Source organism: Pseudomonas sp. PSPC2-3 (assembly GCF_049898265.1).
Classification (GTDB): Bacteria; Pseudomonadota; Gammaproteobacteria; order Pseudomonadales; family Pseudomonadaceae; genus Aquipseudomonas; species Aquipseudomonas veronii.
In genome coordinates this window covers 411,262-438,158 of sequence record NZ_JAFCXJ010000001.1, presented here as the reverse complement: position 1 = coordinate 438,158, position 26,897 = coordinate 411,262, and the positions used below count along the sequence as shown (strand labels likewise).

Below are 26,897 nucleotides of genomic sequence, written 5' to 3'. Positions count from 1 at the left end.
AAAATAGTCGATTCTAGCGCTTTAACATCGCGCGAATATCCGCCAGGGCGGTGTTGCCGCGAACGGCCTTGACCTCGGTCGGGGTGTCATCGTTGCCTTCCCAGGCCAGGTCGTCCGGCGGCAGTTCGTCGAGGAACCGGCTGGGGGCGCAATCGATGATTTCGCCGTATTGCTTGCGCTTGGCGGCAAAGGTGAAGGCCAATGTCTGGCGCGCGCGGGTAATGCCCACGTAGGCCAGGCGCCGTTCTTCCTCGATGGTGTCGGCTTCGATGCTGGAGCGGTGCGGGAGGATTTCCTCTTCCATGCCCATGATGAACACGTAGGGAAATTCCAGGCCCTTGGACGCATGCAAGGTCATCATCTGTACACCTTCGGCGCCGTCTTCCTCTTCTTGCTGGCGCTCGAGCATGTCGCGCAGCACCAGCTTGCCGATGGCGTCTTCGACGGTCATTTCGCCGTCTTCGTCTTTTTCCAGGGTGTTCTTCAACGCTTCGATCAGGAACCAGACGTTGCCCATGCGGTAGTCCGCGGCCTTGTCGCTGGAGCTGTTGGTGCGCAGCCAGTTTTCATAGTCGATGTCCATGACCATGCTGCGCAGGGCGCTGATCGGGTCTTCGCCGGCGCATTGCTCGCGCACTTTGTCCATGAAGCGCTTGAAGCGCGACAGGCGATCGGTGAAGCGCGTGTCCAGGTGTTCGCCCAGGCCGATTTCGTCGGTGGCGGCGTACATCGAGATCTTGCGTTCGGTGGCGTAGTTGCCGAGTTTTTCCAGGGTGGTCGAACCGATTTCCCGACGCGGTACGTTGATCACGCGCAGGAAGGCGTTGTCGTCGTCCGGGTTGACGATCAGGCGGAAGTAGGCCATCAGGTCTTTGACTTCCTGGCGTCCGAAAAAGCTGTTGCCGCCGGACAGACGATACGGCACCTGATGGTGCTGCAGTTTCAGCTCGATCAGCTTGGCCTGGTAGTTGCCGCGATAGAGGATCGCGAAGTCGCTGTAGGGCCGGTCGGTGCGCAAGTGCAGGCTGAGGATTTCCACGGCCACGCGCTCGGCTTCGGCGTCTTCGTTGCGGCAGCGGATCACGCGGATCTCGTCGCCATGGCCCATCTCGCTCCACAGTTGTTTTTCAAACTCGTGGGGGTTGTTCGAGATCAGCACGTTGGCGCAGCGCAGGATGCGGCTGGTGGAGCGGTAGTTCTGTTCCAGCATCACCACTTTCAGGGACGGATAGTCGTCCTTGAGCAGCATCAGGTTTTCCGGGCGGGCGCCGCGCCAGGCGTAGATCGACTGGTCATCGTCGCCCACCACGGTGAACTGGTTGCGCTTGCCGATCAGCAACTTCACCAGCAGGTATTGGCTGGCGTTGGTGTCCTGGTATTCGTCCACCAGCAGGTAACGTACCTTGTTCTGCCACTTCTCGAGGATGTCGGCGTGTTCCTGGAACAGCTTCACCGGCAGCAGGATCAGGTCGTCGAAGTCCACCGCGTTGAACGCCTTGAGCGTGCGCTGGTAGTGGGTGTAGACGATGGCGGCGGTCTGTTCCTTGGGGTTGCGCGCGTTTTCCAGGGCTTCGGGCGGCAGGACCAGGTCGTTTTTCCAGGCGCCGATCATGTTCTTGATCTCGTCGACGCCGTCGTCGCCCGCGTATTCCTTCTGCATGATGTCGGTCATCAGGGCTTTGACGTCGGTCTCGTCGAAGATCGAGAAACCCGGCTTGTAGCCCAGCCGCACATGCTCCTTGCGGATGATGTTCAGCCCCAGGTTGTGGAACGTACACACCGTGAGGCCGCGGCCTTCGCCACCCTTGAGCAGGGTGCCGACCCGCTCTTTCATTTCCCGCGCCGCCTTGTTGGTAAAGGTCATGGCGACGATGTACTGGGCGCGGATGCCGCAGTTCTGGATCAGGTGCGCGATCTTGCGGGTGATCACGCTGGTCTTGCCGGAGCCAGCACCGGCGAGCACCAATAGAGGGCCGCCGACGTAGTTCACGGCTTCTTGCTGCCGGGGATTGAGTCGGGACATACAGAGTTCAGGGAGTCGTTGTTCAAAAGGGCGGGCATTTTAACAGGCTGGTGAGATTCTGCTGCCTTGGATCGACGGTGTGACGTACCACTCGATCTAAATTTGCCGCTTTTGCTACTTTGCCGCAGGATGTGGGGGTATTTGCGACTTTTGTGCGTACTGCTCGTATTTGATAACTTTTATCATTTGTGAATGCTCGACCTGACGTCATAATACTTGCCGCCAACGAAATCTTGCAGAGTCTAGGGAGCTAGCTTGTCCACGCCTGTCGAACCCTTGCGTTTGCTGCTACTGGCCGATACGCCTGAGTGGGCAGCATTGTTGCGCGAGTGCCTGGTGCCGATGGGCGACGGGGCTGTGCTGATCAGCGCGCCCAACTGGGACTCGGTGAGTCGTCTGTTCGATGACGACCACAGCGCCGTGCTGTTGACCACGCCCAACCTGCAACCCGGCCCGGGCCGTTGCAGCTTGCCGTGCGTGTTGTTGCTGGAACAGGAGCCGTTGGTGGCGCCCCTGGGAGTCAGTGACTGGCTGATCCGTCTTGCCATGGACGCCGACACCCTGCGCCGCTGCCTGCGCCATGTGCGCGAACGTGGCGTGCTGGAAAACACCTTGCAGCGCCTGGCCGAACAAGACCCGCTGACCGGTATCGCCAACCGCCAGGGCTTCCAGACCCTGTTGGCCGCACGCCTGGCAGACAACGAAGGGCGCGGCCTGGCCCTGGGCCACCTGGACCTCGACAACTTCCGCCACGCCAACGATGCCCTCGGCCACCAGGCCGGCGACCGGCTGATCCTGCAAGTGGTTTCGCGGCTCAAGAGCCAGCTCGAAGCCGGCGACCAACTGGCGCGCCTGGGCAGCGATGAGTTTGCCTTGCTGATCGACACCCGCCGCGCGCCCCAGCGTGCCGAATGGATGGCCGAGCGCATCACCGAAGCCATGGCCGAACCGTATTGGGTGGATGGCGAGAGCCTGCTGATCGGTTGCAGCCTGGGCGTCGCGCATGCCCGCGCGCGTGCCGGCGCCGACCCGTTGATGTGGCATGCCCATATCGCCATGCAGCAAGCCAAAAGCACCCAGGGCTGCACCTTTCATATCTTCAACGAACGTATCAACCGCAACGCCCGCAGCCTGGCCGACCTGGAAAGCGAATTGCGCCGCGCGCTGCGTCGCGACGAACTGGAACTGCACTACCAGCCGCGCCTCGACCTGGACGACGGCCATATCGTCGGCCTCGAAGCCCTGGTGCGCTGGCGCCATGGCGAGCGCGGCCTGTTGCCGCCCAGCGAATTCGTGCCGCTGGCCGAACAGAGTGGGTTGATCGTACCGCTGGGTTACTGGGTGATCTCCCGGGCCCTGCGCGACATGCAGGACCTGCGCGAACGCGGCCTGCCGCCGCTGCATATGGCGGTCAACCTGTCGTTTCGCCAGTTCCAGGACAGCCAACTGCTCTCGACCCTCAGCCGGCTGATTGTCGAGCGCGGGGTGGATGCGCAGTGGCTGGAATTCGAGCTGACCGAAACCGCCGTGATGCGCCGCAGTGACCTGGTCAAGCAGACCATGGACGCCCTCGGTCGCCTCGGTGTGCGCTTTTCCCTCGACGACTTCGGCACCGGCTTCTCATCGTTCGTCCACCTCAACAGCCTGCCGATTGCCTTGTTGAAGATCGACAAGAGTTTCGTCGGCGGCATGGAAGAGCGTGAAGAAAACCGCAAGCTGGTCCACGCCATGATCAACCTGGCCCACAACCTCAACCTGGAAGTGGTGGCCGAAGGCGTGGAAACCGCGGAACAACTGGCGCTGTTACGTTTGTTCGGTTGCGACCAGGCCCAGGGTTACCTGATCAGCAAACCGCTGCCATTGCCGGAGTTGGTGGACTACCTGACGTTCGGCAAGGACCAGCAGGCTTTGTTGGGCTAGCTCATCCTTTTCTTGCCAACCCGCCCCCACATTTCAACCGCGCAAGACTTCTAGTCGGTCTGCGCGGCATGGAATGAGCGTTGAGCGTCTGGCTCCTGCCGAATCATGCGCTTCATCTTCGCCTCGAACGCACAGGTCAGGCTGATCGCCGCACAGGCCAGGCCCAGCGCCAGGCCCCACCACACGCCGGTCGGCCCCCAGCCCAGGGTGAAGGCCATCCACCAGGCCGCTGGCGCACCGATCAGCCAATAGCAACCCAGGCCCACCAGGAAGGTGGTCTTGGCGTCCTTGAGCCCACGGATGCAGCCCATGGCGATGGTCTGCACGCCGTCGAACAGCTCGAACCAGGCCGCCACGGCCAGCAGGCTGACGGCGAGCACGATCACCTCGTGGAATGCTGGGTCGTTATGGTCGAGGAACAGCCCGACCAGCGGATCGGAATACAGCCACAGCACCGCGGCAAATCCCAACATCACCGCCGCGCCAAAGCCGATGCCGACACGCCCCGCCATGCGCGCCTGCAGCAGTTGCCCGGCGCCATAGTGCTGGCCGATACGCATGGTCACCGCGTAGGACATTCCCGCCGGCACCATGAACGCCACCGAGACGATTTGCAGCGCGATCTGATGCGCCGCCAATTGCGTACTGCCCATGGTGCCCATGCACAGCGCGGCGAAGGCAAACAACCCGACTTCCACCGCGTAGGTGCCGCCAATCGGCAGGCCCAGCCGCCACAGCTCGCGCAAGTAGTGGGTGTTCAGACGCAACAGGCCTGCGCTCAGCGGGTAGGCCGAGTACGCGCGGTTACTGCGGATGTACGCCATCAGCGCCAGCGCCATGCCATTGGCGACGATGGCCGTGACCAGGCCGATGCCCATCAAGCCGAGTTTCGGCAGGCCGAACATGCCCTCGATCAACGCGTGGTTGAGCAGGTAGTTGACCACTGTGCCGCCGAGACTGATCACCATCACCGGTGTGGCCTTGCCGATCGCGCTGGTGAAGCCGCGCAGGGCCATGAAACTCAGGTAGCCGGGCAGGGCGAACGGCAGGATCGTAAGGAATTGCCCCGCCGCGTCCACGTTGGTCTCGGTCTGGCCAAACATCAGCAGCACCGGCTTGAGGTTCCACAGCAGCAGCGCCGCCGCCAAGGCCATCAGCCAGGCGAGCCACAGCCCGGCCTGGGTCAGGCGGGTGGCGCCGTCGATATCGCCCGCGCCGTGGCGGATGGCGACAAGGGTGCCCACGGCAGCAATCACGCCGATGCAGAAAATCGCCACGAACGAGTAGCTCGCCGCGCCCAGGCCACCGCCGGCCAGGGCCTCGGGGCTCAGGCGGGCCATCATCAGGGTGTCGGTCAGCACCATCAGCATGTGCGCCAACTGTGAGGCAATCAACGGCCCTGACAGCCGCAGAATGGCCCAGAGTTCGGTACGTGCCGGATGTTGCATGATCATCACGCTCAAATTTTCGGAGGAGGGGGAGAACGTCGATTCTCGGCGCTCTCAGCTCATTGCACAAAGGGATAAAAGCGATTGGTCGCATGATTAAAACTCATGCCTGATTGATTCTGGTAGGGTTTCAGCATCGTGCTGTCGGAGCTTTCCTTATGTCTCGTCGTCTTCCTCCGCTTTATGCGCTACGGGCTTTTGAGGCCGCTTCCCGACACAACTCGTTCACCCGTGCGGCGCAGGAGCTGTCCATCACCCAAAGTGCGGTGAGCCGGCATATCCGCACCCTCGAAGAGCATTTCGCCTGCCGCCTGTTCCTGCGCAGCGGGCGCAACCTGCAGCTCACCGAGGCCGCACGCTTGTTGCTGCCCGGGGTGCGCGAGGGCTTTGCCGCGCTGGAACGGGCCTGTCATACCTTGAACGCCGAAGATGACATCTTGCGCATGAAGGCACCCTCGACCCTGACCATGCGCTGGCTGTTGGCGCGGCTCAGCCGTTTCCGGCATTTGCAGCCGGGCAACGAAGTGCAGCTCACCAGCGCGTGGATGAGCGTGGATGAAGTCGACTTCAACCAGGAGCCTTTTGACTGCGCGGTGTTGTTGAGCGACGGGCACTTTCCGGCGGATTGGGAAGCCAGTTACCTGTTCCCGGAACTGTTGATTCCAGTCGGCGCACCCAATTTGTTGAGCGACGGCCCATGGGACGTCAATCGCCTGGCCAGCGCCGAGTTGCTGCACCCCACCCCCGACCGCCGCGACTGGCGTAACTGGTTGGAGCGTATGGGGCTGTCCGCCCAGGTGTCGCTCAAGGGCGGGCAGGTGTTCGATACCCTGGAGCTGGGCATGATCGCCGCCGCCCGGGGTTACGGCGTGTCCATGGGCGATCTGCTGATGGTCGCCGAAGACGTGGCCCAGGGGCGCTTGAGCCTGCCGTGGCCGACCGCCGTCGCCAGTGGGGAAAATTATTACCTGGTGTGGCCGAAAACCCGCCCGGGCGGCGAGCGTCTGCGCCGGCTGGCGGAGTTTCTGCAGGGCGAAGTGCAGGCCATGGTGTTGCCTGTCGTCGAGCGTCTCGATTGAATCGCTTCAGCGTGAGAGAGCAATCGTTTGCGTGATACCCCTGCACTTCGCTCAAGTATTGCCCGGCGCCGCCGAAGTAGGGGTGTTGGAACTATCGTGCACCAACGAATCTCACTAGATAATTTGCCGAGCAACGCTATGAGATCAGGATGATCCAGGCCTCGGCCAGGAGCTGTCATGTCTCAACCTCGTGCTCGGATCGCCTCCCAGCTAGGCCTCGCGTTAGCCGTGATTCTGGCTGTCGTCATCAGCGGCAGTACGGTTTTTGCCTTGCGTTCCCTCGACTCCGCCAACCTCGATACCCGGGAAGAACATCTGGCCAGCGAGGCGCGGCTGCTTGCCGATCAACTCAGTACCTTCCACGGCACCTTGCGCGAGAGCACCCAGCGCTTGAGCGGGCTGTTTGAAAAACGCTTCGGCGCCGGCTTGAGCGTGCAGGCGGATCAGCCGGTCGCCGTGGCCGGCGTGCAGACCCCGAGCCTGTACCTGGGCAAGGCGCTGCTGAACAACAACTTCGGTGACGTCGACGAGTTCAAGCAGATATCCGGCGGCGTGGCCACGGTGTTCGTGCGCAGCGGCGACGACTTTATCCGCATCAGCACGTCCTTGACCAAGCAGGACGGCAGCCGTGCCATCGGCACAGTGCTGGATCGCCAGGGGCCGGCCTACTCGCGGGTGGTCGGTGGGCAGACGTACATCGGCCGCGCCGTGCTGTTCGATCGCTCCTACATGACCCAGTACAGCCCGGTGCGCGACGCCAGCGGCAAAGTCATCGCGGTGCTGTTCATCGGCTTCGACTACACCGATGAGCAGAATGCCCAGTTCGACAACCTCAAGCGCTTCCGCATCGGCCAGACCGGTTCGCTGGCGCTGCTGGATGAACAGAAACACTGGCTGGTACCGCCGGCCGGGGTGCAGGCGCCGGACCAGGCTGTGCCGGTGATGCTGGACCTGGCCAAGGCGCCCGGCAAGGGCCGCTTCTGGAGCGACAAGCAGGAAGATTTCTACAGCGTCTCGGTGCCGTTTGCCGGGGGCCCCTGGTCGGTGGTGGCGAGCATGCCGAAAGCCGAGATCCGCGCGGTCACGTGGTCGGTGGGCATTCGCCTGGTGATCGGCAGCATGCTGGCGATGCTGCTGGCGGTGGGCGCAACGGTGTGGTTGTTGCGCAGCAAACTGGCGCCGTTGAGCGACTTGGTACGCCAGGCCGAAGCCTTGGGCGGCGGTGATTTGAGCGCGCGCCTGAACGTGTCCAGCCATGACGAGATCGGCCAACTGGCGCGCAGCTTCAACCAGATGGGGGAAGCGCTGTCGACCATGGTGTCGCACATCCGCAGGGCCGCCGAAGAGGTCAACGGCCGGGCGCAGGCGTTGTCCGGTTTGTCCGGCGGTGCCTATGAAGGCATGGAGCAGCAGTCCGGCGAAATCACCAGCATGGCCGGCGCGGTGGAGGAATTCAGCGCCACTTCGCTGAACATCGCCGACAACATGGGCAACACCGAACGCCTGGCCCAGGAAAACGCCCAGCAGACCCGCATCGGCCGCAACTCGATGCAGGAGGCGTCGTCGTCCCTGGAACACATCGCCACCGCCCTGAACAGCACGGCCACGGTAATCAACACCTTGGGCCAGCGTTCCCAGGAAATCGGTGGCATCGTTGGCGTGATCACTTCGATCGCCGAACAGACCAACCTGCTGGCGCTCAATGCCGCCATCGAAGCCGCCCGCGCCGGCGAGCAGGGCCGTGGGTTTGCGGTGGTCGCCGACGAAGTGCGCAACCTGGCCTCGCGCACTCGCCAGGCCACCGATGAGATTTCCGGGATGATCCTAAGCATCCAGCAGGAAACCGGTAACGCCATCAGCACCATGGAACAGGGCAATACGCTGATGCAGGAAGGCCTGTCACGCAACGCCGACGTGGCGTCGGCCCTGGCACGCATCGACGAGCAAAGCCGCTCGGCCGGGCAGCAATTCGCCGCGATCACCACCGCCACCCAGGAGCAGAGCAGCACGGCGACGTTGCTGAGCAGCAACCTGCAGAGCATTGCGCTGGCCAACAGCGAGCAACGCGAAGTGGTGTCGAACCTGGCGATTACCGCCAAGGAGCTGGAGACGCTGGCGGCAGGCTTGCGCCAAGAGGTCGATCGGTTTCGTTGAAGGCGCGCCTGGAGCGGCTAGCGCGTCTTGAGCGCGTTAGCCAGGCGCTGCATGGCGGTTTCGATTTCATGGGCGGTCAAGGACGAGTAGCCCAATAACCATCCCTGTTGCGTGGCCGCACCGGCATACAACCGGCTGAGGCCGGACAGTTGCACACCCGCGCTGGCGGCCTGGCGGATGGTTTTTTCTTCCGACCACCCCTCATGCAGCACGCAAGGGATTTGCAGCCCGCCCTGGGGCCGGCATGCCGTGACCACATCGCCGAGGTACTTGCCGATGGCGTCGAGCATGATGGCTTGGCGCCCGGCGTAGAGTTTGCGCATCGCCCGGACATGGGCGTTGTAATGCCCGTCCTCCATGAAGCGCGCCAGCGTCAGTTGCAGGATTTGCGGGGTGTGGCCGTCCATCATGCTGCGCGCATAGGTGAAGGCCTTGACCAGTTCCGGGGGCAGCACCATGTAGCCCATGCGCAGGCCGGGGAACAGGGTCTTGCTGAAGGTGCCGAGGTACAGCGTGCGCTGGTATTTGTCCAGGCCCTGCACGCAGGCCGTGGGTTTGCCTTCGTAGTGGAACTCGCTGTCGTAGTCATCTTCGATGACCCATTTGCCTTTTTCCGCGGCCCAGTTGATCAACTCCAGACGCCGCTCCAGGGTCAGCGTGGCGCCGGTCGGGTATTGATGAGACGGCGTGACATACACGCAATGGGCGCCGCTGCGGTCGGCGTGCAGCAGGTCGGTGCGGATGCCCGCCGCATCGACATCGATGGGCACGACCTTGGCCTCGGCGGTTTCGAAGGCCTTCCTGGCGCCGTAGTAGCCCGGGTTTTCCAGCAGGATCGGTTTGCCGACGTCCACCAGCAGTTGCGCACACAGAAACAGCGCTTGGCGCGTACTGCTCAGCACCAGGACCTGGTCGGGCGAGCACTTCGCCCCACGCTCAAGGTTCAAGTACGTCGCGATGGCTTTGCGTAACGACTCGGCTCCTTGCGGGTCACCGTGCAACAGCACGCTGCTGCGATAGTCCTTCATCACCTGGCGCTGCAGGCGCTCCCACACATCGGTCGGGAACGAGCGGGTTTCGGGCAGGCCCGTGGCGAATGCCTTGATCACCTGTTGATCGTTCACGCCGCCGCTGTCGAGGATCATCCGCCCACGCAGGCTCAAGCCGGCGCCCGGTGCGGCCTGGCTGGTTTTGACGGCCTGTGCCTTGATGCGGCGGCGCGAGGCACCGCGCAATTCGGTGCCGATGGCCTCGCACACGTAACTGCCGGAGCCCTCGCGCCGCACGATAAAACCATCGCGGTGCAACTGCACGTAGGCGTTCTCCACCGTGTCGCGCGCGACCCCCAACGACGTGGCCAACACCCGCGTCGCCGGCAGCTTCAGGCCCGGCGAGAGTGCGCCGTCGAGGATCAAGGCGCGCAGCGCGCGTTGAATGCGCTGGTGCAGGCCCAACCGCTGGAATTGCGCGTCGTTGAGGCGCATCTGCAGGGTTTCCAGCGCGAAGGATTTCGCCATGCGGTCTGCCTCGTCCTGAAGAATTGGCCGGTAATAGCAGGCCAGTCTATCCGTAGACTTTCACCTGTGCCACTGCCTTCACGCCGGCCAATGACCCATCACGCGAGGCTCAACCCCTCGTCTGGCAAGGAGCAAAGTCCCTATGTCTTCGTCAATATCGCCGTCGCCGCTGCGCCCGCGCGACCTGTTGCACCCCATCGTGGCCGGGCTGATTTCAGTCATCGTCAATTATGGCGGTACATTCATTCTGGTGTTCCAGGCGGCCAAGGTGGCCGGGCTCAGCCCCGAGCTGACGGCTTCGTGGGTCTGGTCGGTATCGATCGGCGTGGGGGTGACCGGGCTGTTTCTCAGTTGGGTGAGCCGTGAGCCGATCATCACCGCCTGGTCGACCCCCGCTGCGGCGTTTCTGGTGGTCGCGCTGTCTGCCACGCCTTACGCCGAGGCGGTCGGCGCGTATATGGTTTCAGCCGTGGCGTTTGTGCTGCTGGGGCTGTCCGGCTGTTTCGAAAAAGTCATCCGGCTGATTCCGCCGGGCATCGCGGCGGCCATGCTGGCGGGGATTCTGCTGCAGTTCGGCATCGGCGCGTTTGGTGGCATGAGCCTCGACCCGGTGTTGGTCGGCGTGTTGATCGCCGCTTACGTCGGGCTCAAGCGCTTTACTGCGCGCTACGCGGTCGTCGGCATTCTGCTGCTGGGCTTGGGATTCCTGCTGGTGCAGGGGCGGGTGGACTTGTCGGGCCTGTCCCTGCAACTGGCGGCGCCGGTATTCACCCGGCCCGAGTTTTCACTCAATGCATTGCTCAGTGTGGCGCTGCCGCTGTTTCTGATCACCCTCACGGGCCAGTACATGCCGGGCATGCTGGTGTTGCGCAACGATGGTTTCAAGACCAGCGCCAACCCGATCCTGACGGTGACCGGGTTGGGGTCGCTGCTGATGGCGCCGTTCGGCTCGCACGCGTTCAACGTCGCGGCCATCACGGCGGCCATCTGCACGGGCAAGGAAGCCTCGGAGGACGCGTCCAAGCGCTGGGTCGCCGGGGTTGCCGCTGGGGTGTTCTACATCCTCGTCGGGGTGTTCGGGGTAACGCTGGCCGCCGTATTCATGGCGTTCCCGCCGGCATTCATCACCACGCTGGCCGGCTTGGCCCTGCTGGGCACCATCGGCGCCAGCCTGGCCAACGCGATGGCGGACGTCAGGTCGCGTGAAGCCGCGCTGATCACCTTTCTGGCGTGCGCCGCCAACATCAACCTGCTCGGGATCGGCGGCGCGTTTTGGGGGTTGTTGATCGGGTTGGCTGCGTATGCGTTGCTCAACGGCCGCTTGCCACGTCGCCGTGCGCCGGCTTCCGAGGCGGTGGCGGCGGCCAAGGGAGCGGCCCAATGATGCGCGCCGAACCGCCAGCCAGCGCCACCCTGCATGCGCGTCACGGGCGTTACCCGCAGGCCACCAGCGTGGAGGACTTCCGGCGCAATCTGGCGGCCGTACAGCAACGTATCGCCAGTGCCTGTGGGCGGGTCGGACGCGACCCGGCGGGCGTGCGCTTGTTGCCGGTCAGCAAAACCTTTGACGAGGCGCACCTGCGCCTGGCGTATGCGGCGGGCTGTCGGCTGCTGGGTGAGAACAAGGTGCAGGAAGCCCAGCGCAAATGGCAGGCCATGAGCGATCTGGCCGATCTGCAGTGGTCGGTGATTGGCCACCTGCAAACCAACAAAGCCAAGCAGGTCGCGCGCTTTGCCAGTGAGTTCCAGGCGCTGGACAGCCTGCGAGTGGCCGAGGCGCTGGATCGTCGCCTGCAGATCGAAGGGCGCCAACTGGATGTGTTCGTGCAGGTGAATACCTCCGGGGAAGCCAGCAAATACGGCCTGGAGCCGCACGCCGTCGCGGGTTTTCTGCAGGCCCTGCCAGCGTTCCCGGCCTTGCGCGTTCGCGGGCTGATGACGCTGGCGCTGTTTTCGGCCGATGTGGCCCGCGTGCGCCCGTGCTTTGTGCGGCTGCGCGAACTGCGCGAGCGCCTGCGCGATCACGCCCCGGCGGGCGTCAGCCTGGAGGAATTGTCGATGGGCATGTCCGGGGATTTCGAGATCGCCATCGAGGAAGGCGCGACCGTTGTCCGCGTCGGCCAGGCCATCTTCGGCGCCCGCGCCATGCCGGATGACTACTACTGGCCGAGCGCCGATCAACCGTCAACGACCTGACTTTTTCAGCAAGGACCTGTTCATCATGTACGACTCAACATTGACACTTGAAAGCTTCGACCCGCAGCTGTGTGAGGCGATTCATAACGAGGAGCGCCGTCAGGAAGACCATGTCGAGCTGATCGCTTCCGAAAACTACGCCAGCCCGCTGGTCATGAGCCTCCAGAGCACGGTACTGACCAACAAATACGCCGAGGGCTACCCCGGCAAGCGCTACTACAGCGGCTGCGAATACGTCGATGTGGCCGAGCGCCTGGCCATCGAACGGGTCAAGGCTCTGTTCGACTGCGATTACGCCAACGTGCAGCCCCATGCGGGCGCCCAGGCAAACGCCGCGGTGTTCCTGGCCTTGATCAACCCCGGCGATACGGTGATGGGCATGAACCTGGCCCAGGGTGGGCACCTGACCCACGGCAATCCCTCCAACTTCTCGGGCCGGCATTACCACATCGTGCCTTACGGGCTCGACCCGCAGACGGGCTTGCTCGACTACGACGAGATGGAGCGCATCGCTGTGGAAACGCGGCCGAAGATGCTGATCGGCGGGTTTTCGGCCTACTCGCGGTACAAAGACTGGGCGCGCATGCGGGCGATTGCCGACAAGGTCGGTGCGATTTTCTGGGTCGACATGGCTCACGTCGCCGGCTTGGTCGCCGCTGGCGAGTACCCGGACCCGTTGCCGCACGCTCACGTGGTCACCAGCACCACGCACAAGACCTTGCGTGGCCCGCGAGGCGGGTTGATTTTGTCCAAGGGCCAGGACGCAGCGTTTTACAAAAAACTCGATTCGGCGGTGTTCCCGGGTGTTCAGGGTGGGCCGTTGATGCATCAGATTGCCGCCAAGGCGGTGGCCTTCAAGGAAGCCTTGAGGCCCGAGTTCAAAACCTACCAGGCCCAGGTCGTGGTCAATGCCCGGGCCATGGCGGCCGTGTTGCAGCGGCGCGGTTACAGGATTGTCTCGGGTGGCACCGATAACCACATGATGTTGATCGACCTGTCCGACCGGCCTTACACCGGCAAAGACGCCGATGCGGCCTTGAGCAACGCCGGCATCACCGCCAACAAGAATTCGGTGCCCAACGATCCGCGCTCCCCCTTTGTCACCTCGGGGCTGCGCATCGGCACGCCGGCCGTCACCACCCGCGGTATCGGCGTGTTCGAGTGCGAGCAACTGGCCGCTTGGCTGTGCGATGTCCTGGACGCCCTGCAACGTGGGGAAAGCGATAGCGTTGCGCTGCAGGTGCGTGAACAGGTGATTGCGCTGTGCCGCCGACACCCGGTTTATCGCTGACTTTTCCCTTCTAAACGTTGGCGCTGTCGACCTGACTGGAGGCTGAGGGGCGGTATTGCAGGGCTTCGGCGATGTGGCTGCGGCGGATGCTGTCTGTGTGTTCCAGATCCGCCAGCGTACGGGCGACCTTGAGCAGGCGGTGGGCCGCGCGAAGGGACAGGGTCAGGCGCTCGCAGGCGCTTTCCAGCCAGGCTTCATCCGGCCTCGACAGCGCGCAATGCTGGCGCAACCCCGGTAGGTCGAGGAACGCATTGGCGCAGCCCTGGCGCTGTTGCTGGCGGTCCCGGGCCTGGGCTACCAGTGCCGAGGCGGTGGACGTGTTGTCGCCGGGCTGCGGGGCCGGGTTCAGCGCGGTGATTTCGCGAGCGACGGTCAGGTGCAGGTCGATCCGGTCCAGCAACGGCCCGGAGAGTTTGTTGCGATAGCGCTGGACCTGCTCCGGCGTACAGCGACAGCGCGCGCTGGGGTCGCCCATGTAACCGCAAGGGCAGGGGTTCATTGCGGCGACCAGTTGAAAGCGCGCCGGGAAACTCACGCGGTCGCGGGCGCGGGAGATCACGATATGCCCCGACTCCAGTGGCTCGCGCAAAACCTCGAGCACCTTGCGATCAAACTCCGGCAGCTCATCCAGGAACAGCACCCCATGGTGGGCCAAGGTGATTTCCCCCGGTTGCGGCTTTGACCCTCCACCCACCAGCGCCGGGCCGGAGGCCGAATGGTGCGGCTGGCGAAACGGCCGATGGGGCCAATGACTCAGGGGCGCCAGGCTGACCACTGATTGAATCGCTGCCACTTCCAGCGCTTCGTGCTCACTCAGCGGCGGCAGCAAACCCGGCAGGCGGCTGGCGAGCAAGGTCTTGCCGGTGCCGGGCGGGCCGCTGAACAACAAGTTATGGTAAAATACACCCAATTCAGTATCAACGTATTGGCCAATGACCAGCAGACCGAAAGCCTACAGCTATGTGCGTTTCTCAACCCCAGAACAGGCAAAGGGAGACAGTCGTAGGCGCCAGTACAAGGCTGCTATTGAATATGCAGACAGACACGATTTGGAGCTCGTAAAGGATAGCAACTATGCTTTCTTGGATGCAGGTGTAAGTGCGTATAGGGGAACTAATGTTAATCGGGTTACAAGTAGTCTTGGTCGGTTTTACGACTATGTAAAACAAGGCAAGATTGTTCCTGGCTCTTACTTGCTGGTGGAATCACTTGATCGTCTCAGTCGAGAACAGGTAACGGAAGCGTTACCGCGATTTTTGGACCTTTTAAACAGTGGGATCATTGTTGTTACTTTCGGCGATGGTACTGTTTACCGCAAGTCTGCCGAACCGATGCAATTGGTCATGTCCATATTCCATATGTCTCGTGCTCATTCTGAGTCTTCGGTAAAGGGGAAGAGGGTTTCGGATGCGTGGCAGCAGAAACAGTCGCTGGCGCGATCTGAGGGTCTACCCCTTGGGGCTGCATGCCCCCAATGGTTATCGTTTGATGGTGAGGCTTACAGGGTTGTTCCTGACCGTGCCAGTGTTGTGAAAAGGGTGTTTGACCTGACGGTTCAGGGTTATGGGCAACGGGCGATTGTGAAGTTGTTTAATGGTGAAGGTGTGCCGGTTTTTGGTTCTGAAAATAGGAACAAATCTGGGTTGTGGGGGAATAGCTCAATTGCCAAGATACTGGCAAATAGGTCAGTGCTTGGAGAGTATCAACCAAATATTTGGACGGAAGGCCAACGTCGAACTTCCGGTGAGCCTATTAAGGATTTCTACCCTTCAGTAATCGAAGAAGAATTGTATTACGCCGCTTTGGAGGGACGCAGATCGCGAAATGTATCGAAGGCAACGAAGACGTCTGCTAACTTCAATGTTTGGGCGAAAGTTGCTGTATGTGCATACTGCAAGTCACCAATGCATTTGGTGAACAAAGGGAAGCCGCCGAAGGGACGAAAATATCTTCGTTGTTCTAAGTCAGCAAAGGGGGCGTGCGTTAATCGGTCAGTTCGATTAGATGAAAGTGAAGTCGTTTTCAAAGAAATGCTTGCCAAACTGAATATGGCATCATTAATCAAAGATAACGCACAATCGCTACGTAAGCGTATTAACGAACTTGATGGGCGGCTGGAGTCCGCTAAGATGAGGCTGGCAGAGGTTTCTGTATTATTGCGTGATTACCCTTCAAAAACGCTTGCGGAAACCGCAGCAGATATTGAGAAAGAGGTATCTCGACTGGAACTTGAGCGTGATGGGTGTAAAGCCACTCTTTCAGCTGAACATATCACAGACAAATCCGATTTTTTCAGAAAGCTTGACTTAGAGTCGTATGAGGGACGATTTCTGGCGAACCAACAGGTTCAACGGTTAAAGGTGAAAGTTCGGGTTAAACACGATGATATTCGAGTTCAATACAGTGTAATGATTGGGGAGTTTCCTAAATTTCTATACATGTGGGATCATGGAAGTGATCTGCTATTTGTTCCTTTTTCTGTTGAGCTGTTGCGTGCCGGTATTCGTCAAAATGACATGGGGTCGACAAAGTTCATAGCTAGCCCAGATAATATGCTAAAAGAAGTGTTGTCTGATGAGTTGATGGCGGCATTCAAAGATAATGTGCCTGCTGACATTGGCGTACATAAGTTTAGGTTTAGTGCAGCGGATAATGAAATGGCCAACAAAAAGTTATTACAGGTTTTCGAAAAGAAATTCTGGAACGGAAACAAGGATGAAAGTTAGAAGGTACTTAATGCCTGAATTGATCTTCGCTGCATGGAACCGGGGATGGTACCTTAATTTTAACCCCCTCACCGGGAGCTATGCCCCCCGTTTGATACGGTAGACTGTTGCAATACCCACTTCTGCAAGTTTGGCAATATCTGCCGCAGACATCGTTGGGTGTTTGGTCATCAGCATTTGTACTTTTTCCCACTTTTCCACGTTCTTACTCTTTCCCTTTGGTGTCCAAGCTGGGTCTGCAATACGCTTGTTTTCCAAGCCTTGTCTAATTCGCTCAACACGTTTTTCTTGGTCCAGGCGAGCCATCGTCGCCATAAGGTCCAATAACATGCTGTTGATCACTTCCATTATCTGACCAGTCATGCCCTTGTCTTCAATCAACATGTGAGTTGTGGGTAAGTCTGCAATCACAAGGCGTAAATCCTTTGCTTTGATCTTGCCTTTCAAGATGTCCCAATCTGACTGAGAAAGCCGACTAAGGCGGTCGACACTTTCACATACGATGCATTCGCCTGGTTGGGCTGCATCCAGCAATCGCATCAGTTCTGGTCGATCTAGCTTTGTACCACTGATGTTTTCCGAATAAACGCCTGCAATGGCAAGACCTTTTGCCGCTACGAATGCATCTAAGCTGGCTTTGGCCCTAAGGGCGTCCTGGTCTTTGGTGCTGGCCCGGAGATACAGATGTGCTTTCATTTCTTATCCTTTATGGTTTTATTTGATAGACCTATGATAATTCGATCATATGTCTATCTGCAATAGGTTAATGATATTTAAAGAGCGACAGCTATCCGACTACCAGAGAAGTAGAGTCTTGCGATAGTTGGAATGGGGGCTAGTTGCGTAGAAGCCTTATAGCCGAGGCAATGCCTTCAGCGTTTGTATCCAGCACCTCCAGCGCCCCCACAGCGTTACGGGCCGTATCTGTAGACCCGCGCTCATCCACCCACTTCGCCAGTTCTTCAATGGCCGCACCTATACCATTTTGGTTGATCAGCAGCAGCTCCAATGCATTCGCTATCGATTCATTCTGGTCTGACACGATAATTGTCCTTCGTGGTTATGCTGAAAGTGAAAGGCGCAGGTCGATACTCACTTGGTGGAGCGGGAAGTTAAATGTTTCGCTTCTACTTGTTTATCAAAATCCTGAATCAGCTCGACAAAATCGCAGCGTAAAACAACGCACAGGTCACGGATTTGGATAATGTCGAGTCGTCTAATACCACGCTCAACGTCGCTCATGAACGATTGTGGGCGTCCTAATGCCTTGGAACATTCCCCTTGCGTCAGGCCTGCGAGAGATCGTCGTTGCTTGAGTAACGATAGGAATACGTCGTATTCAGGCCGGTAAATGGCTTTCGGCATAAGGCTGTCCAAAAATGAGCAGCCCACAATCTATAACTGGTTTTCAGATATCTGATTTTCAGATAAAATTACGCTTGTCATGACGTCCACATCAAGTGGGCCGACATAACAAAGGAAGCGGTATGAAGCTCTATATCTCCATATTCATTGCAGTGTTTTCCATGCCACTAGCCAGCATCGTTGGAATCTGCTCACTTGAGTTCGGGTACGTTTCCAGCTTTCGGCAAGCATTGGGCGTTGGCGTTCTAGTGGGCACTGTGATGCTGGTGGTGGCGTTGATCTTGTTTTTGGCAGGGATTCCCTCGACCTTGCGGCGATTACGTGCACAGACCAGCCCTTACTGACTTTCAAGGATGAATGCCAATGAAAAAACCAGAGCTTGATCAGTACCACGCAATCAGCAGACCGAAATCAAAAAGCAGGACTGCCGCAGTGGCGTTGAATGTGCTGCTTCCCGGTGCCGGCTACCTGTACATGGGGCGATGGTTCGCGGGTATTTTCGGCGGGGCGCTAATACTGGCAATTCTAGTGCGCAGCCCTCAAGAACATTTGTTTCTGGTTTGGATAGTTACAAATCTAATTATGGCCATTGACATGTGCCTGTTGAATTCAAATCGCCAGTCCAAAAAAAAGGATTTCCAATGAAGTTTCCATTGATAGTGCTGCTATCCACAATGGCATCTGTTACCCATGCCGCTGGAGTTGATTCCGCTGCATGGGATCAATTCAACACGCGCATGCATGAATTGTTTGACACAACTGGGTGGGAATTTCGGCAGGCTATTGACACCAAGCAGATTACAAAGGACTTACAATCCAATCAGGCAAGGGCACAAATTAAATTTAGCAAGCCTGGAATCTATCACGGACGTATCAGTAACATCATGATGGATGATCAGGGCGCGTTCTTCATTATTGATCAAGGTAAAAATACTGCTGTCACAGTATTCATGTCCGGATATCAGGCTTGGCCATGGAATACATCTGGTGTTAAGCCGAAAATTACAGCCATCCAACCCATCAATGAATTTGCTGCTAATTTCGATGCAGGGCAGGAGCTATACTTTCAATGCCGAAGGGTAGAGTTTGGGCTTGGCATATATCTAAGAAACTGTTTGGTGTTTCCACCTAGCGTTGCGACTTCTAGTTCTGCGCCCGAACTAATCAATGAAATTGATATGGCAGCGAACTTTGACGAACTGATCAAAGCTCGTTCCGCTGAAGGCTGGATACGCCCACCATCAGCAAGAAAGGGAATGGTAGTTGAACTGGAAATCGGCATGACACCAGACGGGACCGTTAGATCAGTAAGTATAGCCAAATCCAGTGGCGATGAACCATTTGATAAGTCTGCAGTAGCAGCAGTCAAAAATATTGGTCGATTGACTGAAATGCAACAAATGAAATCATCGGACGTCAACAGATATCAAGCATTCAGGATGAAGTTTACCCCAGAGGATTTGGCGTTTTAGTTTGGGTTTACTAACGCGGCCAGCCAGGCCCTCTACAAGCCCGTACAAGGCTGGCATCTCGCTTGGCGCTACCCGTCTATCGGCTTTTGATTTGTCGTGCTCTATTCTAGCTACAGGAGCTTTTAGGGGCAAATAAAACATCAGGCGACCATTAGGCTTTCCAGAACTGTTAGTTCTTTGGTCTTTGGTAGGAGCTTTGAAAAACCAAATCTTCGATATGATTCGCCCGTACCGAAATGTTTGTCCCTGATTTTCGCTAGGTAGCTCAAATGGTAGAAGCTAGCTTCAAAAATTTGTTTATCATCGCGTTTCAGAAAGTGCGGTTTGATGAGATGAACAGAACCGCCCGTAAGCCTTACCCAGTGATGTTCAAATAATTTCCACATGCCAGTATGGCCATCGCCTGAAATCGCCCCTAAATTGCGATGCAGTGTTTGGAATCCGAAAAATAAGTGATAGTGTGACTTTTCACTTGTTCCAATTTCTTTTACCCATCCATGTACAATTCGTTTGTGTTCATTCCAAATGCTCGAACCAAGATCGATTTTGACTTTTTTGATGTATTGACTGAGAAGTTTATTTTCTAGCTTATGACCAAAATCAAAACTGTCTGGAAAATGAAGGTCAATTCTTACAATTGTGATTCTAGAGTAATAGCTTTGAAGGTTAAGAACTTGGGCGTAGATTCGATCTAAGATCGCTGAATATAAGCCCTGTCCGTACTTGCTCTTGCAGTTGACTTTCATTCCTTTGTATGTCGGTTTAAAGGTTTTGTTCATCATCATTATTTTGTTTGCCTTCATTCTTGATGGATTGGTGATTAATGTAATGCATGTAAAATATTCCTTTTGGGTGATGTGATGGTCGACTTTGTAGGGTGTCTACAAGATATTAAAAGAGTGCAGGTGTGTGAGTATGCCGTGAGGCCCGGTTTTTGCGCATTGCACGAGGTTTAGCTTTGGACAAAAGAGGTGTAGAGCACAGTGACGGGGTGGCCCGTTTTGATCTAGTATACGGCATGTCAACGCCATGCTAAACATTGAACAGGGATTTTTCTTCCGAGTGATACCTCTTGCTGGCAGGCTGAATTTTTTGCCGGGTTTGGACAATTGGTTTTTTGATTCGCATCATTCGAAGGCCGGCCGATGCTGGGAGTTTTGAGTGATATTTGGTTCATTAAATATCACTGCTAAGCGTTCTTTTATTTTGTTGGCCGGGTCCAATATCCTAGAACGGTATTTCGTCATCGAAACGATCATTGAAGTATTGAATGTTTACATCATATAGCTGGATGTCTTTCTCATTCTCTGCTACTGCTGTGGCTTTTGTGAGGAATATTAGTGTGCCTGCATCAATTTCTGATATTAGTTGGGTTTCAAATGGCTCAATACTAACGGAGATTAATCGACGTTGTTTTCCTAGAAGGCCCAAAAGGTTAATGGAGTTTCCAGATTTGTGTCTGGCAGCGCACGACTCCAACAACTTTACGAAGTCTTGATAGTTTTCAGCAACTGTTTCAAGTGTGGACGCTTTATGTTCCAGTATGAACAACGTATTGAGCAAGTGCTCCACAATTTCCAACGCGATACGAATTTCCATGAATTGAGGTTGCTTTATTTTATGTGCTGCGTCGTTGCCCAAAAAACGTATTGCGTGCAATCTTTTCTTGTCGCCATTAGAGACGTGACCAGCTTTGAAAAGTTGATCAATCCTTTTCTGTAGGTTTGTACCTGAAATTTCAAGATGATTGCAAACAGCCTCAATGCAGGCCCTCAATCCTATGCTGGCTAGTACATTGGCGTTTTGACTAAGGGCTTTTAATGTTTGCTGATAGATTGTGCTTATAAGCTGTGGTAAATGGTATGTTTGTGTAAGCCCATGATGATTTTTGATAACGCTTGGATAGACCACTACAGTAACTGAGTGAATTAGGTTTCCATCGCTGTCTTCTTCAATCTCGTCATAGTCATCTAGCCGATGCTGAAACGAATACGTGTGGCAGCCTAGACAGCGTACAACTCGCCAAGTTTCGACTTCGTTTAACCAGTCATGTCTATTCTTGTCTTCGACTGAAGTAATGACTTCATGCCTTGTATTCTTGCTGCAAGACCTACAGTCATTCCTTACTACTTGAACTTCGTCTTCTTTCACAGCTTATTGGTCCGAGTTGGTGGTGGGATGCACAGATGCTTCCCAAATAGATTAGTGGCCAGACGCTACTATTTTAATGCTTGTTTTGTCCAGCCCTATATTTGCATCATTTGAGCGTCCGATTATTTTTTCAGGTATGCCTTCACGAGAGTGATATCCCCTCAGCATTTTGGTGCGCGGGGTGGAAACCAGGGGGGATGGCATTTACACGCGCACCAGTTATGATGGGGGCATGCGGGCTGGAACCAACAGTGAGAGCTTGCTCCCTACAGCACTTATTGAAGGCGCCAGCATGCTTCCACCGAATCAGATTCATAAAGATTTGACCGTTCGCGGCGAGGCAGTTGAGCGCGTGTACGGAAATTACCAGTCTCGACGCTTCATTGTTAACAGGCGTTATCAGCGGAAGCTTGTGTGGACTTCAGATGAAAAAGTAAAATTCATTGACTCAATTATAAGCGGGTACCCGGTACCGATAATATTGTTGGCTGAACGCACGGGGCCAACCGGAAACCTTTATGAAATTATCGATGGCATGCAACGGTTGAATGCCATTATGGGATTCCTCGAGAATGAGTTTTCAGTTGATGGTGCCTATTTCGACTTGGCTTCAATGGCCACGACAAAACAATTAGTCGACAATCATATAATTGAGCAAAAACTACCTTTGATGCCGCGTGATCTTTGCGTCCAGGTCGCATCTTATACTTTACCACTCTCTATATATGAATTTTCTAATCCTGAAGAAGTGGATGAGGTGTTTCGCCGAATTAACTCTGGTGGCCGAAAGCTCTCAAGACAGGAATTAAGAATAGCTGGTTCTACCGGACACTTCGCCAACGCGGTAAGGGTCGTTGCTTCAAAGGTACGTGGTGACGTGTCAAGTTCGGATGAGCTACCACTTAATGAAATGGCTAAAATAAGTATCACTAACAAGGCCCTTACCTACGGGATCAATGTTGATTCGATATTTTGGATCGGGCAAGGGGTTTTTACGCGTGAGCAAGTTAGGGAGTCACGCGACGAAGAAATTATTGCTGACCTTCTGGCATATATGCTGCTGGACCCCAAGCCATCCTCAAGAACTGAGTTTCTCGATGATTTTTTCGGATTTCGTGATGGTGATAACTCTGTTCAACGATTCAATCAGGTGGAGATTGCAACTCAACAATATACGCCAGAGTCTTTAATTATTGACTTCTCACGTGTTCTTGATCAGATGAAATTGATCTTCATGGCGGGCAACACCAACTTTGGTCAGTTGATGTTTAAGTCGCAGCCGTCAAGGGCGCCTAGGTACTTCCAGATTTTATTTCTGGCTCTGCACGAACTTGTTGTCTGTTCTGGCCAGGAAATCAGTGACATGCAAGGTCTGTTGAAATTATTGCGGCATAGTGGGGACCAGATCACAATTCCGGAAGGTGGCCGCTGGAGTGGGGAAAACCGTCGTGGGTTAGTGAACTCGTTTGTCGGAAAGATAAAAGAAGCATTTTCGCCGTCGGGTACTTACGACCCGGCGTTGGTTCGCTGGATTACTCAACTGCAAAATATACTTCAGCAATCCTATACTGAACAAGTCGCCTACGATTTCAAACAGGGTTTTTTGCGTCTTGACGGTACTAATGCGTTTGATGAGGGGTCTTTTGAAAAAATCCTGAAAACCTTAGTTGCAATCGCAAATATCAAGAAGGGTACCAAAGGTTACGTGATTGTTGGTGTGGCAGACACTGTGAAGGACGCGTCTCGAGTTAAAGAACTCTTTAGCGTGGAGCCATTGTTGTATGAAAGATTTTACATTACTGGAGTCGAACACGAGGCCAATGTAATAGGGAAGTCTCTTGATGATTTTTTCAATCTGCTAGTCGCGAAGATTGCGCAGTCCCCAATGTCCGATGACTTGAAGTCGTATGTCCTTCGGCATATCAAGCCAGTGCGATATTTTGACAAGACAGTAATAGTTCTTGAGGCCACATCTCAAACTGATCCTTCTAGTTACGACAACAAATTCTACGTCCGCAAAGGCACGGATGTTCATGAAATCAAGTCTCCTGGCTATGCCGAGCTCTTCCGACGCTGGATTGCCGGACTCTGATACCACCATCCGCCCCAAACGGAGACACTAGTTTTCTCAAGCCCTCTCTGCTCTGACGTTGGTTTGGTACCACAACGAGCAGGTGAGGGAATGGAATTGAGATTCCCTTTATCTGATCCTGCAACCGCGATAACAAATAGTGAACTGTTTGTGAGCGATCTGGGTGTTTTGTCACACATAATTAACAGGTTATGCGCGCCTGCCGCAGCGATCAGCAATGCGCGTTTGGCGGCGAGTTGGCCCTGGACTTCGCTGAGGTCCGGGTAAGGTTTGTTCAAGTACAGCAAACCGTCAGACTTGAAGGGCTCGATCGGCACATGCCCATTCAGGTGCGCCACCACCTGTAGCAGGTGGTCCACCGCAATCACCTTCAACCCCGATGCCAGGCAGGCCTCTTCGGCATTCGCCCGGGGCACGATCACGCTGCGCCCGGCCTTGCGCGCCGCGAGCGCTGCCGGCAACACACCTTTCACTGCGCGTACCTCGCCCGATAGCGCCAATTCCCCCAGGCATTCCACGTCGTCGAGCATCTGCGTCGGCACCTGCACGCTCGCCGCGAGAATCCCGAGGGCTATCGCCAGGTCAAAACGCCCGCCGTCCTTGGGCAGGTCGGCGGGCGCGAGGTTGAGGGTGATGCGGCGGGACGGGTATTGCAGCGCGGAGTTGAGGATGGCACTGCGCACGCGGTCCTTGCTTTCCTTGACGGCGGTTTCCGGCAAGCCCACCAGGGTGAGCGATGGCAGACCATTGGCCATGTGTACTTCGACGCTGACGGCAGGGGCTTCGACGCCGATCTGGGCGCGACTGTGGACGATGGCGAGGGACATGCTCATTCCTTGAAAGGGCGGACCGCTTCCTGCGGTTTTTCAAGGGTAGACGAGGTGGGGTAGAGCGGGACGCGGGAGGTTTTTACAGAACGTATCCGCAGAGTGACGCAGAACAGGTGGGAGCGCTGGCTTGCGTGCGATAGGGGCGGTCAGGCGTATCAGAGGGACCGAGGTGATTCCATCGCAGGCAAGCCAGCTCCTACATTGGTCGGGGGTTATTCAGAGGCTGCCGGGGTCAACCGTGCTTCCAGCTCCGCCACTTTCGCCTCCAGGCTTTCCAGGCGTGCTCGGGTGCGGGCCAGCACCACCATTTGGCTGTCGAATTCTTCCCGGCTGACCAGGTCGAGCTTGCTGAAGCCGCTTTGCAGCAAGGCCTTGAACTGGCTTTCGATTTCATTGCGGGGCAGCGGGGTCTCGCCACTGAACAGGCGGGAGGCATGGCCGCTCAGGGCGTCGAGGAGGTCTTTGGGCGCGAGCATGGGAAATATTCCGGAAAACTGTTGGCGGGCAGTGTATCACGCAGCGTCTATAGTCATTTCCACGACCTCGGGCGCACGCTTTTCGCGCAGGGTGTCGGGCGGTAGCGCACCGTTTTCGTGCGCAATCACCCCGCCAAAAAGCCCCGCAGGTGGGCATAAGTGAGCAAGGGACTGATTTCAGTGGTTTTTACGGAGCTGGCAAGGTTTCTGCTTAGACGAACATGACCCATGCACTGATGCAGTCGCTGTGACGAATGCAGTGCGCCGACGGATCAGGGGTACAGGTTTCGTCACCAGTGGTTCGCTGGCGTCGCAATGGCAACTGCTCTTGCGACGACGCGTTACAAAGCCAGGCGCTGCGCTTAGACTTGAGACGGGTTTGTTTTCCTGGGGCAAGTCCACCAATTCGGGAGAGAGTTTTCATGAAGCTAGTCACTGCCATCATCAAGCCGTTCAAGTTGGACGATGTACGCGAGTCGTTGTCCGAAATCGGCGTGCAGGGCATTACCGTTACTGAGGTCAAAGGCTTCGGGCGGCAGAAGGGTCACACCGAGCTGTATCGCGGCGCGGAATACGTGGTTGATTTCCTGCCGAAGGTGAAGATTGATGTCGCCATTGACGACAAGGATCTTGATCGGGTTATCGAGGCGATAACCAAGGCCGCCAACACCGGCAAGATCGGTGACGGCAAGATCTTTGTGGTCAATCTGGAACAGGCTATTCGCATCCGTACCGGCGAAACCGATACCGACGCAATCTAAGCCGCCAAACCCAACGCCCCAGGAGAAAACAATATGACTCTGCGTAAATTCGCAGGGCTCGGAGCCCTGTTGTCCATCGTAATGCCAAGCCTGGCCATGGCGGCAGACGAAGTGGCTGCTCCAGTCCTCAATTCCGGCGACACCGCGTGGATGCTTACATCCACCGCGCTGGTGCTGTTTATGACCATTCCCGGCCTGGCGCTGTTCTACGGCGGTATGGTTCGCTCCAAAAACATTCTGTCGGTGATGATGCAGTGCTTCGCCATCACCGGCTTGATCACCATCCTGTGGTTCGTCTACGGCTACAGCATGGCGTTCGATACCACCGGCATGGAAGCGGGTGTGGTCAACTTCAACTCCTTCGTGGGCGGCTTGTCCAAGCTGTTCCTGTCGGGTGTGACCCCGGCCAGCATTACCGGCCCTGCGGCGCTGTTCCCTGAGGCGGTGTTCGTCACCTACCAGATGACCTTCGCCATCATCACCCCGGCGCTGATTGTCGGTGCTTTCGCCGAGCGTATGAAATTCTCCGCGATGCTGATCTTCATGGGCGTCTGGTTCACCCTGGTCTACGCGCCGATTGCCCACATGGTGTGGGGCGGTCCGGGTTCGTTGCTGGGTGACTGGGGCGTGCTGGACTTCGCCGGCGGTACCGTGGTGCATATCAACGCCGGTGTGGCTGGCCTGGTAGCGTGCCTGGTCCTCGGCAAGCGTAAAGGCTTCCCGACCACGCCAATGGCGCCTCACAACCTGGGTTACACCCTGGTGGGTGCAGCCATGCTGTGGGTCGGCTGGTTCGGCTTCAACGCCGGTTCCGCTGCCGCGGCCAACGGCACTGCCGGTATGGCGATGCTGGTGACCCAGGTCGCTACCGCCGCTGCCGCCCTGGGCTGGATGTTCGCCGAGTGGCTCACCCACGGCAAGCCAAGTGCCCTGGGCATCGCCTCGGGTGTGGTAGCGGGCCTTGTGGCCATTACGCCGGCTGCCGGTACCGTGGGCCCGATGGGCGCGCTGATCATCGGCCTGGCGGCGGGTGTGGTGTGCTTCTTCTGCGCCACGACCCTGAAACGCAAACTGGGCTATGACGACTCCCTGGACGCCTTCGGTGTCCACGGTATCGGCGGTATCCTCGGCGCAATCCTGACCGGTGTGTTTGCAGCACCGGCCCTGGGTGGCTTCGGCACCGTGACTGACGTGGCGGCCCAAGTCTGGATTCAGTGCAAAGGCGTCGGCTTCACTGTGATCTACACCGCCATTGTGACCTTCATCATCCTCAAGGTGCTGGATATGGTCATGGGCCTGCGGGTTACCGACGAAGAAGAGGCTGTCGGCCTCGACCTGGCACAACACAACGAACGCGGCTACAACTTGTAAGTAGGCGAAAAAAACATGCCCGGCT

The 26,897-nt window shown here is 57.1% G+C and carries 21 protein-coding genes and 4 pseudogenes; 14 read left to right on the top strand and 11 right to left on the bottom strand.

Annotated elements, in window-relative coordinates; translation table 11 throughout:
- Positions 1–13 precede the first annotated feature (13 nt).
- The gene (rep, locus tag ACP7E3_RS02070) at positions 14–2,023 is read right to left on the bottom strand and encodes a DNA helicase Rep (protein WP_046381655.1); all 2,010 of its coding nucleotides are present in this window, start codon (positions 2,021–2,023) and stop codon (positions 14–16) included.
- Between the two features lie 255 nt (positions 2,024–2,278).
- On the opposite strand from rep, the gene ACP7E3_RS02065 reads away from it, so the two are divergent.
- Positions 2,279–3,943 (top strand): putative bifunctional diguanylate cyclase/phosphodiesterase, encoded by a 1,665-nt coding sequence (locus ACP7E3_RS02065; protein ID WP_017846030.1) that lies wholly within the window; start codon positions 2,279–2,281, stop codon positions 3,941–3,943.
- A 50-nt stretch (positions 3,944–3,993) separates the two neighbouring features.
- Here the strand turns inward: ACP7E3_RS02065 and ACP7E3_RS02060 are convergent, their stop codons facing one another.
- Positions 3,994–5,397: a NorM family multidrug efflux MATE transporter gene (locus ACP7E3_RS02060; RefSeq protein WP_017846029.1), complete on the bottom strand. Its 1,404-nt coding sequence runs from the start codon at positions 5,395–5,397 to the stop codon at positions 3,994–3,996.
- Positions 5,398–5,549: 152 nt separating this feature from the next.
- On the opposite strand from ACP7E3_RS02060, the gene ACP7E3_RS02055 reads away from it, so the two are divergent.
- The 3 genes and pseudogenes from ACP7E3_RS02055 to ACP7E3_RS02045 all read left to right on the top strand — a co-directional run bounded on the left by ACP7E3_RS02055 (position 5,550) and on the right by ACP7E3_RS02045 (position 8,624).
- On the top strand, positions 5,550–6,470 hold the full coding sequence (locus ACP7E3_RS02055) for a LysR substrate-binding domain-containing protein (protein WP_026139908.1): 921 nt from the start codon (positions 5,550–5,552) through the stop codon (positions 6,468–6,470).
- A gap of 177 nt (positions 6,471–6,647) precedes the next feature.
- Positions 6,648–7,721: pseudogene (locus tag ACP7E3_RS02050) on the top strand (Cache 3/Cache 2 fusion domain-containing protein); the annotation flags it as partial.
- Between the two features lie 42 nt (positions 7,722–7,763).
- A complete protein-coding gene (locus tag ACP7E3_RS02045; protein ID WP_370737543.1) occupies positions 7,764–8,624 on the top strand; it encodes a methyl-accepting chemotaxis protein in 861 nt (286 codons plus the stop codon).
- Positions 8,625–8,641: 17 nt separating this feature from the next.
- Here ACP7E3_RS02045 and ACP7E3_RS02040 read toward each other — a convergent pair whose 3' ends face one another.
- Positions 8,642–10,141 (bottom strand): PLP-dependent aminotransferase family protein, encoded by a 1,500-nt coding sequence (locus ACP7E3_RS02040; protein WP_426122139.1) that lies wholly within the window; start codon positions 10,139–10,141, stop codon positions 8,642–8,644.
- Between the two features lie 142 nt (positions 10,142–10,283).
- Between ACP7E3_RS02040 and ACP7E3_RS02035 the strand changes: the two genes are divergently transcribed.
- The 3 genes from ACP7E3_RS02035 to glyA are packed head-to-tail and all read left to right on the top strand — an operon-like array spanning position 10,284 to position 13,628.
- Positions 10,284–11,525 (top strand): benzoate/H(+) symporter BenE family transporter, encoded by a 1,242-nt coding sequence (locus ACP7E3_RS02035; protein WP_046381659.1) that lies wholly within the window; start codon positions 10,284–10,286, stop codon positions 11,523–11,525.
- Entirely contained in the window at positions 11,522–12,337 is an 816-nt protein-coding gene (locus ACP7E3_RS02030; RefSeq protein ID WP_426122138.1) for a YggS family pyridoxal phosphate-dependent enzyme, read from the top strand. The genes ACP7E3_RS02035 and ACP7E3_RS02030 overlap by 4 nt, the downstream gene beginning before the upstream one ends.
- A gap of 25 nt (positions 12,338–12,362) precedes the next feature.
- On the top strand, positions 12,363–13,628 hold the full coding sequence (gene glyA, locus ACP7E3_RS02025; protein ID WP_426122137.1) for a serine hydroxymethyltransferase: 1,266 nt from the start codon (positions 12,363–12,365) through the stop codon (positions 13,626–13,628).
- A gap of 10 nt (positions 13,629–13,638) precedes the next feature.
- On the opposite strand, the pseudogene ACP7E3_RS02020 reads toward glyA, so the two are convergent.
- Positions 13,639–14,523 (bottom strand): annotated as a pseudogene (locus ACP7E3_RS02020) (YifB family Mg chelatase-like AAA ATPase); the annotation flags it as partial.
- Positions 14,524–14,560: 37 nt separating this feature from the next.
- Here ACP7E3_RS02020 and ACP7E3_RS02015 point away from each other — a divergent pair.
- Positions 14,561–16,354 carry a recombinase family protein gene (locus tag ACP7E3_RS02015; protein WP_426122136.1) on the top strand — a complete coding sequence of 598 codons (1,794 nt, stop codon included), beginning with the start codon at positions 14,561–14,563 and terminating at the stop codon, positions 16,352–16,354.
- 78 nt (positions 16,355–16,432) lie between these two features.
- Here the strand turns inward: ACP7E3_RS02015 and ACP7E3_RS02010 are convergent, their stop codons facing one another.
- From ACP7E3_RS02010 to ACP7E3_RS02000, 3 genes are all read right to left on the bottom strand, one after another.
- The gene (locus ACP7E3_RS02010) at positions 16,433–17,050 is read right to left on the bottom strand and encodes a recombinase family protein (protein ID WP_426122135.1); all 618 of its coding nucleotides are present in this window, start codon (positions 17,048–17,050) and stop codon (positions 16,433–16,435) included.
- Between the two features lie 139 nt (positions 17,051–17,189).
- Positions 17,190–17,396 (bottom strand): hypothetical protein, encoded by a 207-nt coding sequence (locus ACP7E3_RS02005; protein ID WP_078834453.1) that lies wholly within the window; start codon positions 17,394–17,396, stop codon positions 17,190–17,192.
- Between the two features lie 50 nt (positions 17,397–17,446).
- A complete protein-coding gene (locus ACP7E3_RS02000) occupies positions 17,447–17,719 on the bottom strand; it encodes a helix-turn-helix domain-containing protein (protein WP_426122134.1) in 273 nt (90 codons plus the stop codon).
- Positions 17,720–17,841: 122 nt separating this feature from the next.
- On the opposite strand from ACP7E3_RS02000, the gene ACP7E3_RS01995 reads away from it, so the two are divergent.
- From ACP7E3_RS01995 to ACP7E3_RS01985, 3 genes and pseudogenes are all read left to right on the top strand, one after another.
- Complete coding sequence (locus tag ACP7E3_RS01995; RefSeq protein ID WP_078834455.1) at positions 17,842–18,063, top strand: hypothetical protein; 222 nt, start codon at positions 17,842–17,844, stop codon at positions 18,061–18,063.
- Positions 18,064–18,082: 19 nt separating this feature from the next.
- Positions 18,083–18,364 carry a hypothetical protein gene (locus tag ACP7E3_RS01990; protein WP_078834456.1) on the top strand — a complete coding sequence of 94 codons (282 nt, stop codon included), beginning with the start codon at positions 18,083–18,085 and terminating at the stop codon, positions 18,362–18,364.
- A gap of 530 nt (positions 18,365–18,894) precedes the next feature.
- Positions 18,895–19,191 (top strand): annotated as a pseudogene (locus tag ACP7E3_RS01985) (energy transducer TonB); the annotation flags it as partial.
- 140 nt (positions 19,192–19,331) lie between these two features.
- On the opposite strand, the gene ACP7E3_RS01980 reads toward ACP7E3_RS01985, so the two are convergent.
- Both ACP7E3_RS01980 and ACP7E3_RS01975 read right to left on the bottom strand, forming a co-directional pair.
- Positions 19,332–19,976, bottom strand: a complete 645-nt coding sequence (locus ACP7E3_RS01980; RefSeq protein ID WP_426122133.1) for a YagK/YfjJ domain-containing protein — start codon at positions 19,974–19,976, stop codon at positions 19,332–19,334.
- Positions 19,977–20,418: 442 nt separating this feature from the next.
- A complete protein-coding gene (locus tag ACP7E3_RS01975; RefSeq protein ID WP_426122132.1) occupies positions 20,419–21,342 on the bottom strand; it encodes a DUF4145 domain-containing protein in 924 nt (307 codons plus the stop codon).
- Between the two features lie 232 nt (positions 21,343–21,574).
- Between ACP7E3_RS01975 and ACP7E3_RS01970 the strand changes: the two genes are divergently transcribed.
- Positions 21,575–23,434 carry a GmrSD restriction endonuclease domain-containing protein gene (locus ACP7E3_RS01970; RefSeq protein WP_426122131.1) on the top strand — a complete coding sequence of 620 codons (1,860 nt, stop codon included), beginning with the start codon at positions 21,575–21,577 and terminating at the stop codon, positions 23,432–23,434.
- Between the two features lie 179 nt (positions 23,435–23,613).
- On the opposite strand, the pseudogene ACP7E3_RS01965 reads toward ACP7E3_RS01970, so the two are convergent.
- Both ACP7E3_RS01965 and ACP7E3_RS01960 read right to left on the bottom strand, forming a co-directional pair.
- Positions 23,614–24,261 (bottom strand): annotated as a pseudogene (locus ACP7E3_RS01965) (magnesium chelatase domain-containing protein); the annotation flags it as partial.
- A 215-nt stretch (positions 24,262–24,476) separates the two neighbouring features.
- A complete protein-coding gene (locus ACP7E3_RS01960) occupies positions 24,477–24,740 on the bottom strand; it encodes an accessory factor UbiK family protein (RefSeq protein WP_017845178.1) in 264 nt (87 codons plus the stop codon).
- Positions 24,741–25,162: 422 nt separating this feature from the next.
- Between ACP7E3_RS01960 and glnK the strand changes: the two genes are divergently transcribed.
- Positions 25,163–25,501 (top strand): P-II family nitrogen regulator, encoded by a 339-nt coding sequence (gene glnK / locus ACP7E3_RS01955; RefSeq protein ID WP_002555808.1) that lies wholly within the window; start codon positions 25,163–25,165, stop codon positions 25,499–25,501.
- Between the two features lie 33 nt (positions 25,502–25,534).
- A complete protein-coding gene (locus ACP7E3_RS01950; RefSeq protein ID WP_057004005.1) occupies positions 25,535–26,872 on the top strand; it encodes an ammonium transporter in 1,338 nt (445 codons plus the stop codon).
- Positions 26,873–26,897: the final 25 nt, after the last annotated feature.

What these genes read in the sequence shown, in the direction of transcription:
- rep (WP_046381655.1), bottom strand. Translation starts at nt 2,023, where the DNA reads ATGTCCCGACTCAATCCCCGGCAGCAAGAAGCCGTGAACTACGTCGGC.
- ACP7E3_RS02060 (WP_017846029.1), bottom strand. Translation starts at nt 5,397, where the DNA reads ATGATCATGCAACATCCGGCACGTACCGAACTCTGGGCCATTCTGCGG.
- ACP7E3_RS02055 (WP_026139908.1), top strand. Translation starts at nt 5,550, where the DNA reads ATGTCTCGTCGTCTTCCTCCGCTTTATGCGCTACGGGCTTTTGAGGCC.
- ACP7E3_RS02045 (WP_370737543.1), top strand. Translation starts at nt 7,764, where the DNA reads ATGGGGGAAGCGCTGTCGACCATGGTGTCGCACATCCGCAGGGCCGCC.
- ACP7E3_RS02040 (WP_426122139.1), bottom strand. Translation starts at nt 10,141, where the DNA reads ATGGCGAAATCCTTCGCGCTGGAAACCCTGCAGATGCGCCTCAACGAC.
- ACP7E3_RS02035 (WP_046381659.1), top strand. Translation starts at nt 10,284, where the DNA reads ATGTCTTCGTCAATATCGCCGTCGCCGCTGCGCCCGCGCGACCTGTTG.
- ACP7E3_RS02030 (WP_426122138.1), top strand. Translation starts at nt 11,522, where the DNA reads ATGATGCGCGCCGAACCGCCAGCCAGCGCCACCCTGCATGCGCGTCAC.
- glyA (WP_426122137.1), top strand. Translation starts at nt 12,363, where the DNA reads ATGTACGACTCAACATTGACACTTGAAAGCTTCGACCCGCAGCTGTGT.
- ACP7E3_RS02015 (WP_426122136.1), top strand. Translation starts at nt 14,561, where the DNA reads ATGACCAGCAGACCGAAAGCCTACAGCTATGTGCGTTTCTCAACCCCA.
- ACP7E3_RS02010 (WP_426122135.1), bottom strand. Translation starts at nt 17,050, where the DNA reads ATGAAAGCACATCTGTATCTCCGGGCCAGCACCAAAGACCAGGACGCC.
- ACP7E3_RS02000 (WP_426122134.1), bottom strand. Translation starts at nt 17,719, where the DNA reads ATGCCGAAAGCCATTTACCGGCCTGAATACGACGTATTCCTATCGTTA.
- ACP7E3_RS01995 (WP_078834455.1), top strand. Translation starts at nt 17,842, where the DNA reads ATGAAGCTCTATATCTCCATATTCATTGCAGTGTTTTCCATGCCACTA.
- ACP7E3_RS01990 (WP_078834456.1), top strand. Translation starts at nt 18,083, where the DNA reads ATGAAAAAACCAGAGCTTGATCAGTACCACGCAATCAGCAGACCGAAA.
- ACP7E3_RS01980 (WP_426122133.1), bottom strand. Translation starts at nt 19,976, where the DNA reads ATGATGATGAACAAAACCTTTAAACCGACATACAAAGGAATGAAAGTC.
- ACP7E3_RS01970 (WP_426122131.1), top strand. Translation starts at nt 21,575, where the DNA reads ATGCGGGCTGGAACCAACAGTGAGAGCTTGCTCCCTACAGCACTTATT.
- ACP7E3_RS01960 (WP_017845178.1), bottom strand. Translation starts at nt 24,740, where the DNA reads ATGCTCGCGCCCAAAGACCTCCTCGACGCCCTGAGCGGCCATGCCTCC.
- glnK (WP_002555808.1), top strand. Translation starts at nt 25,163, where the DNA reads ATGAAGCTAGTCACTGCCATCATCAAGCCGTTCAAGTTGGACGATGTA.
- ACP7E3_RS01950 (WP_057004005.1), top strand. Translation starts at nt 25,535, where the DNA reads ATGACTCTGCGTAAATTCGCAGGGCTCGGAGCCCTGTTGTCCATCGTA.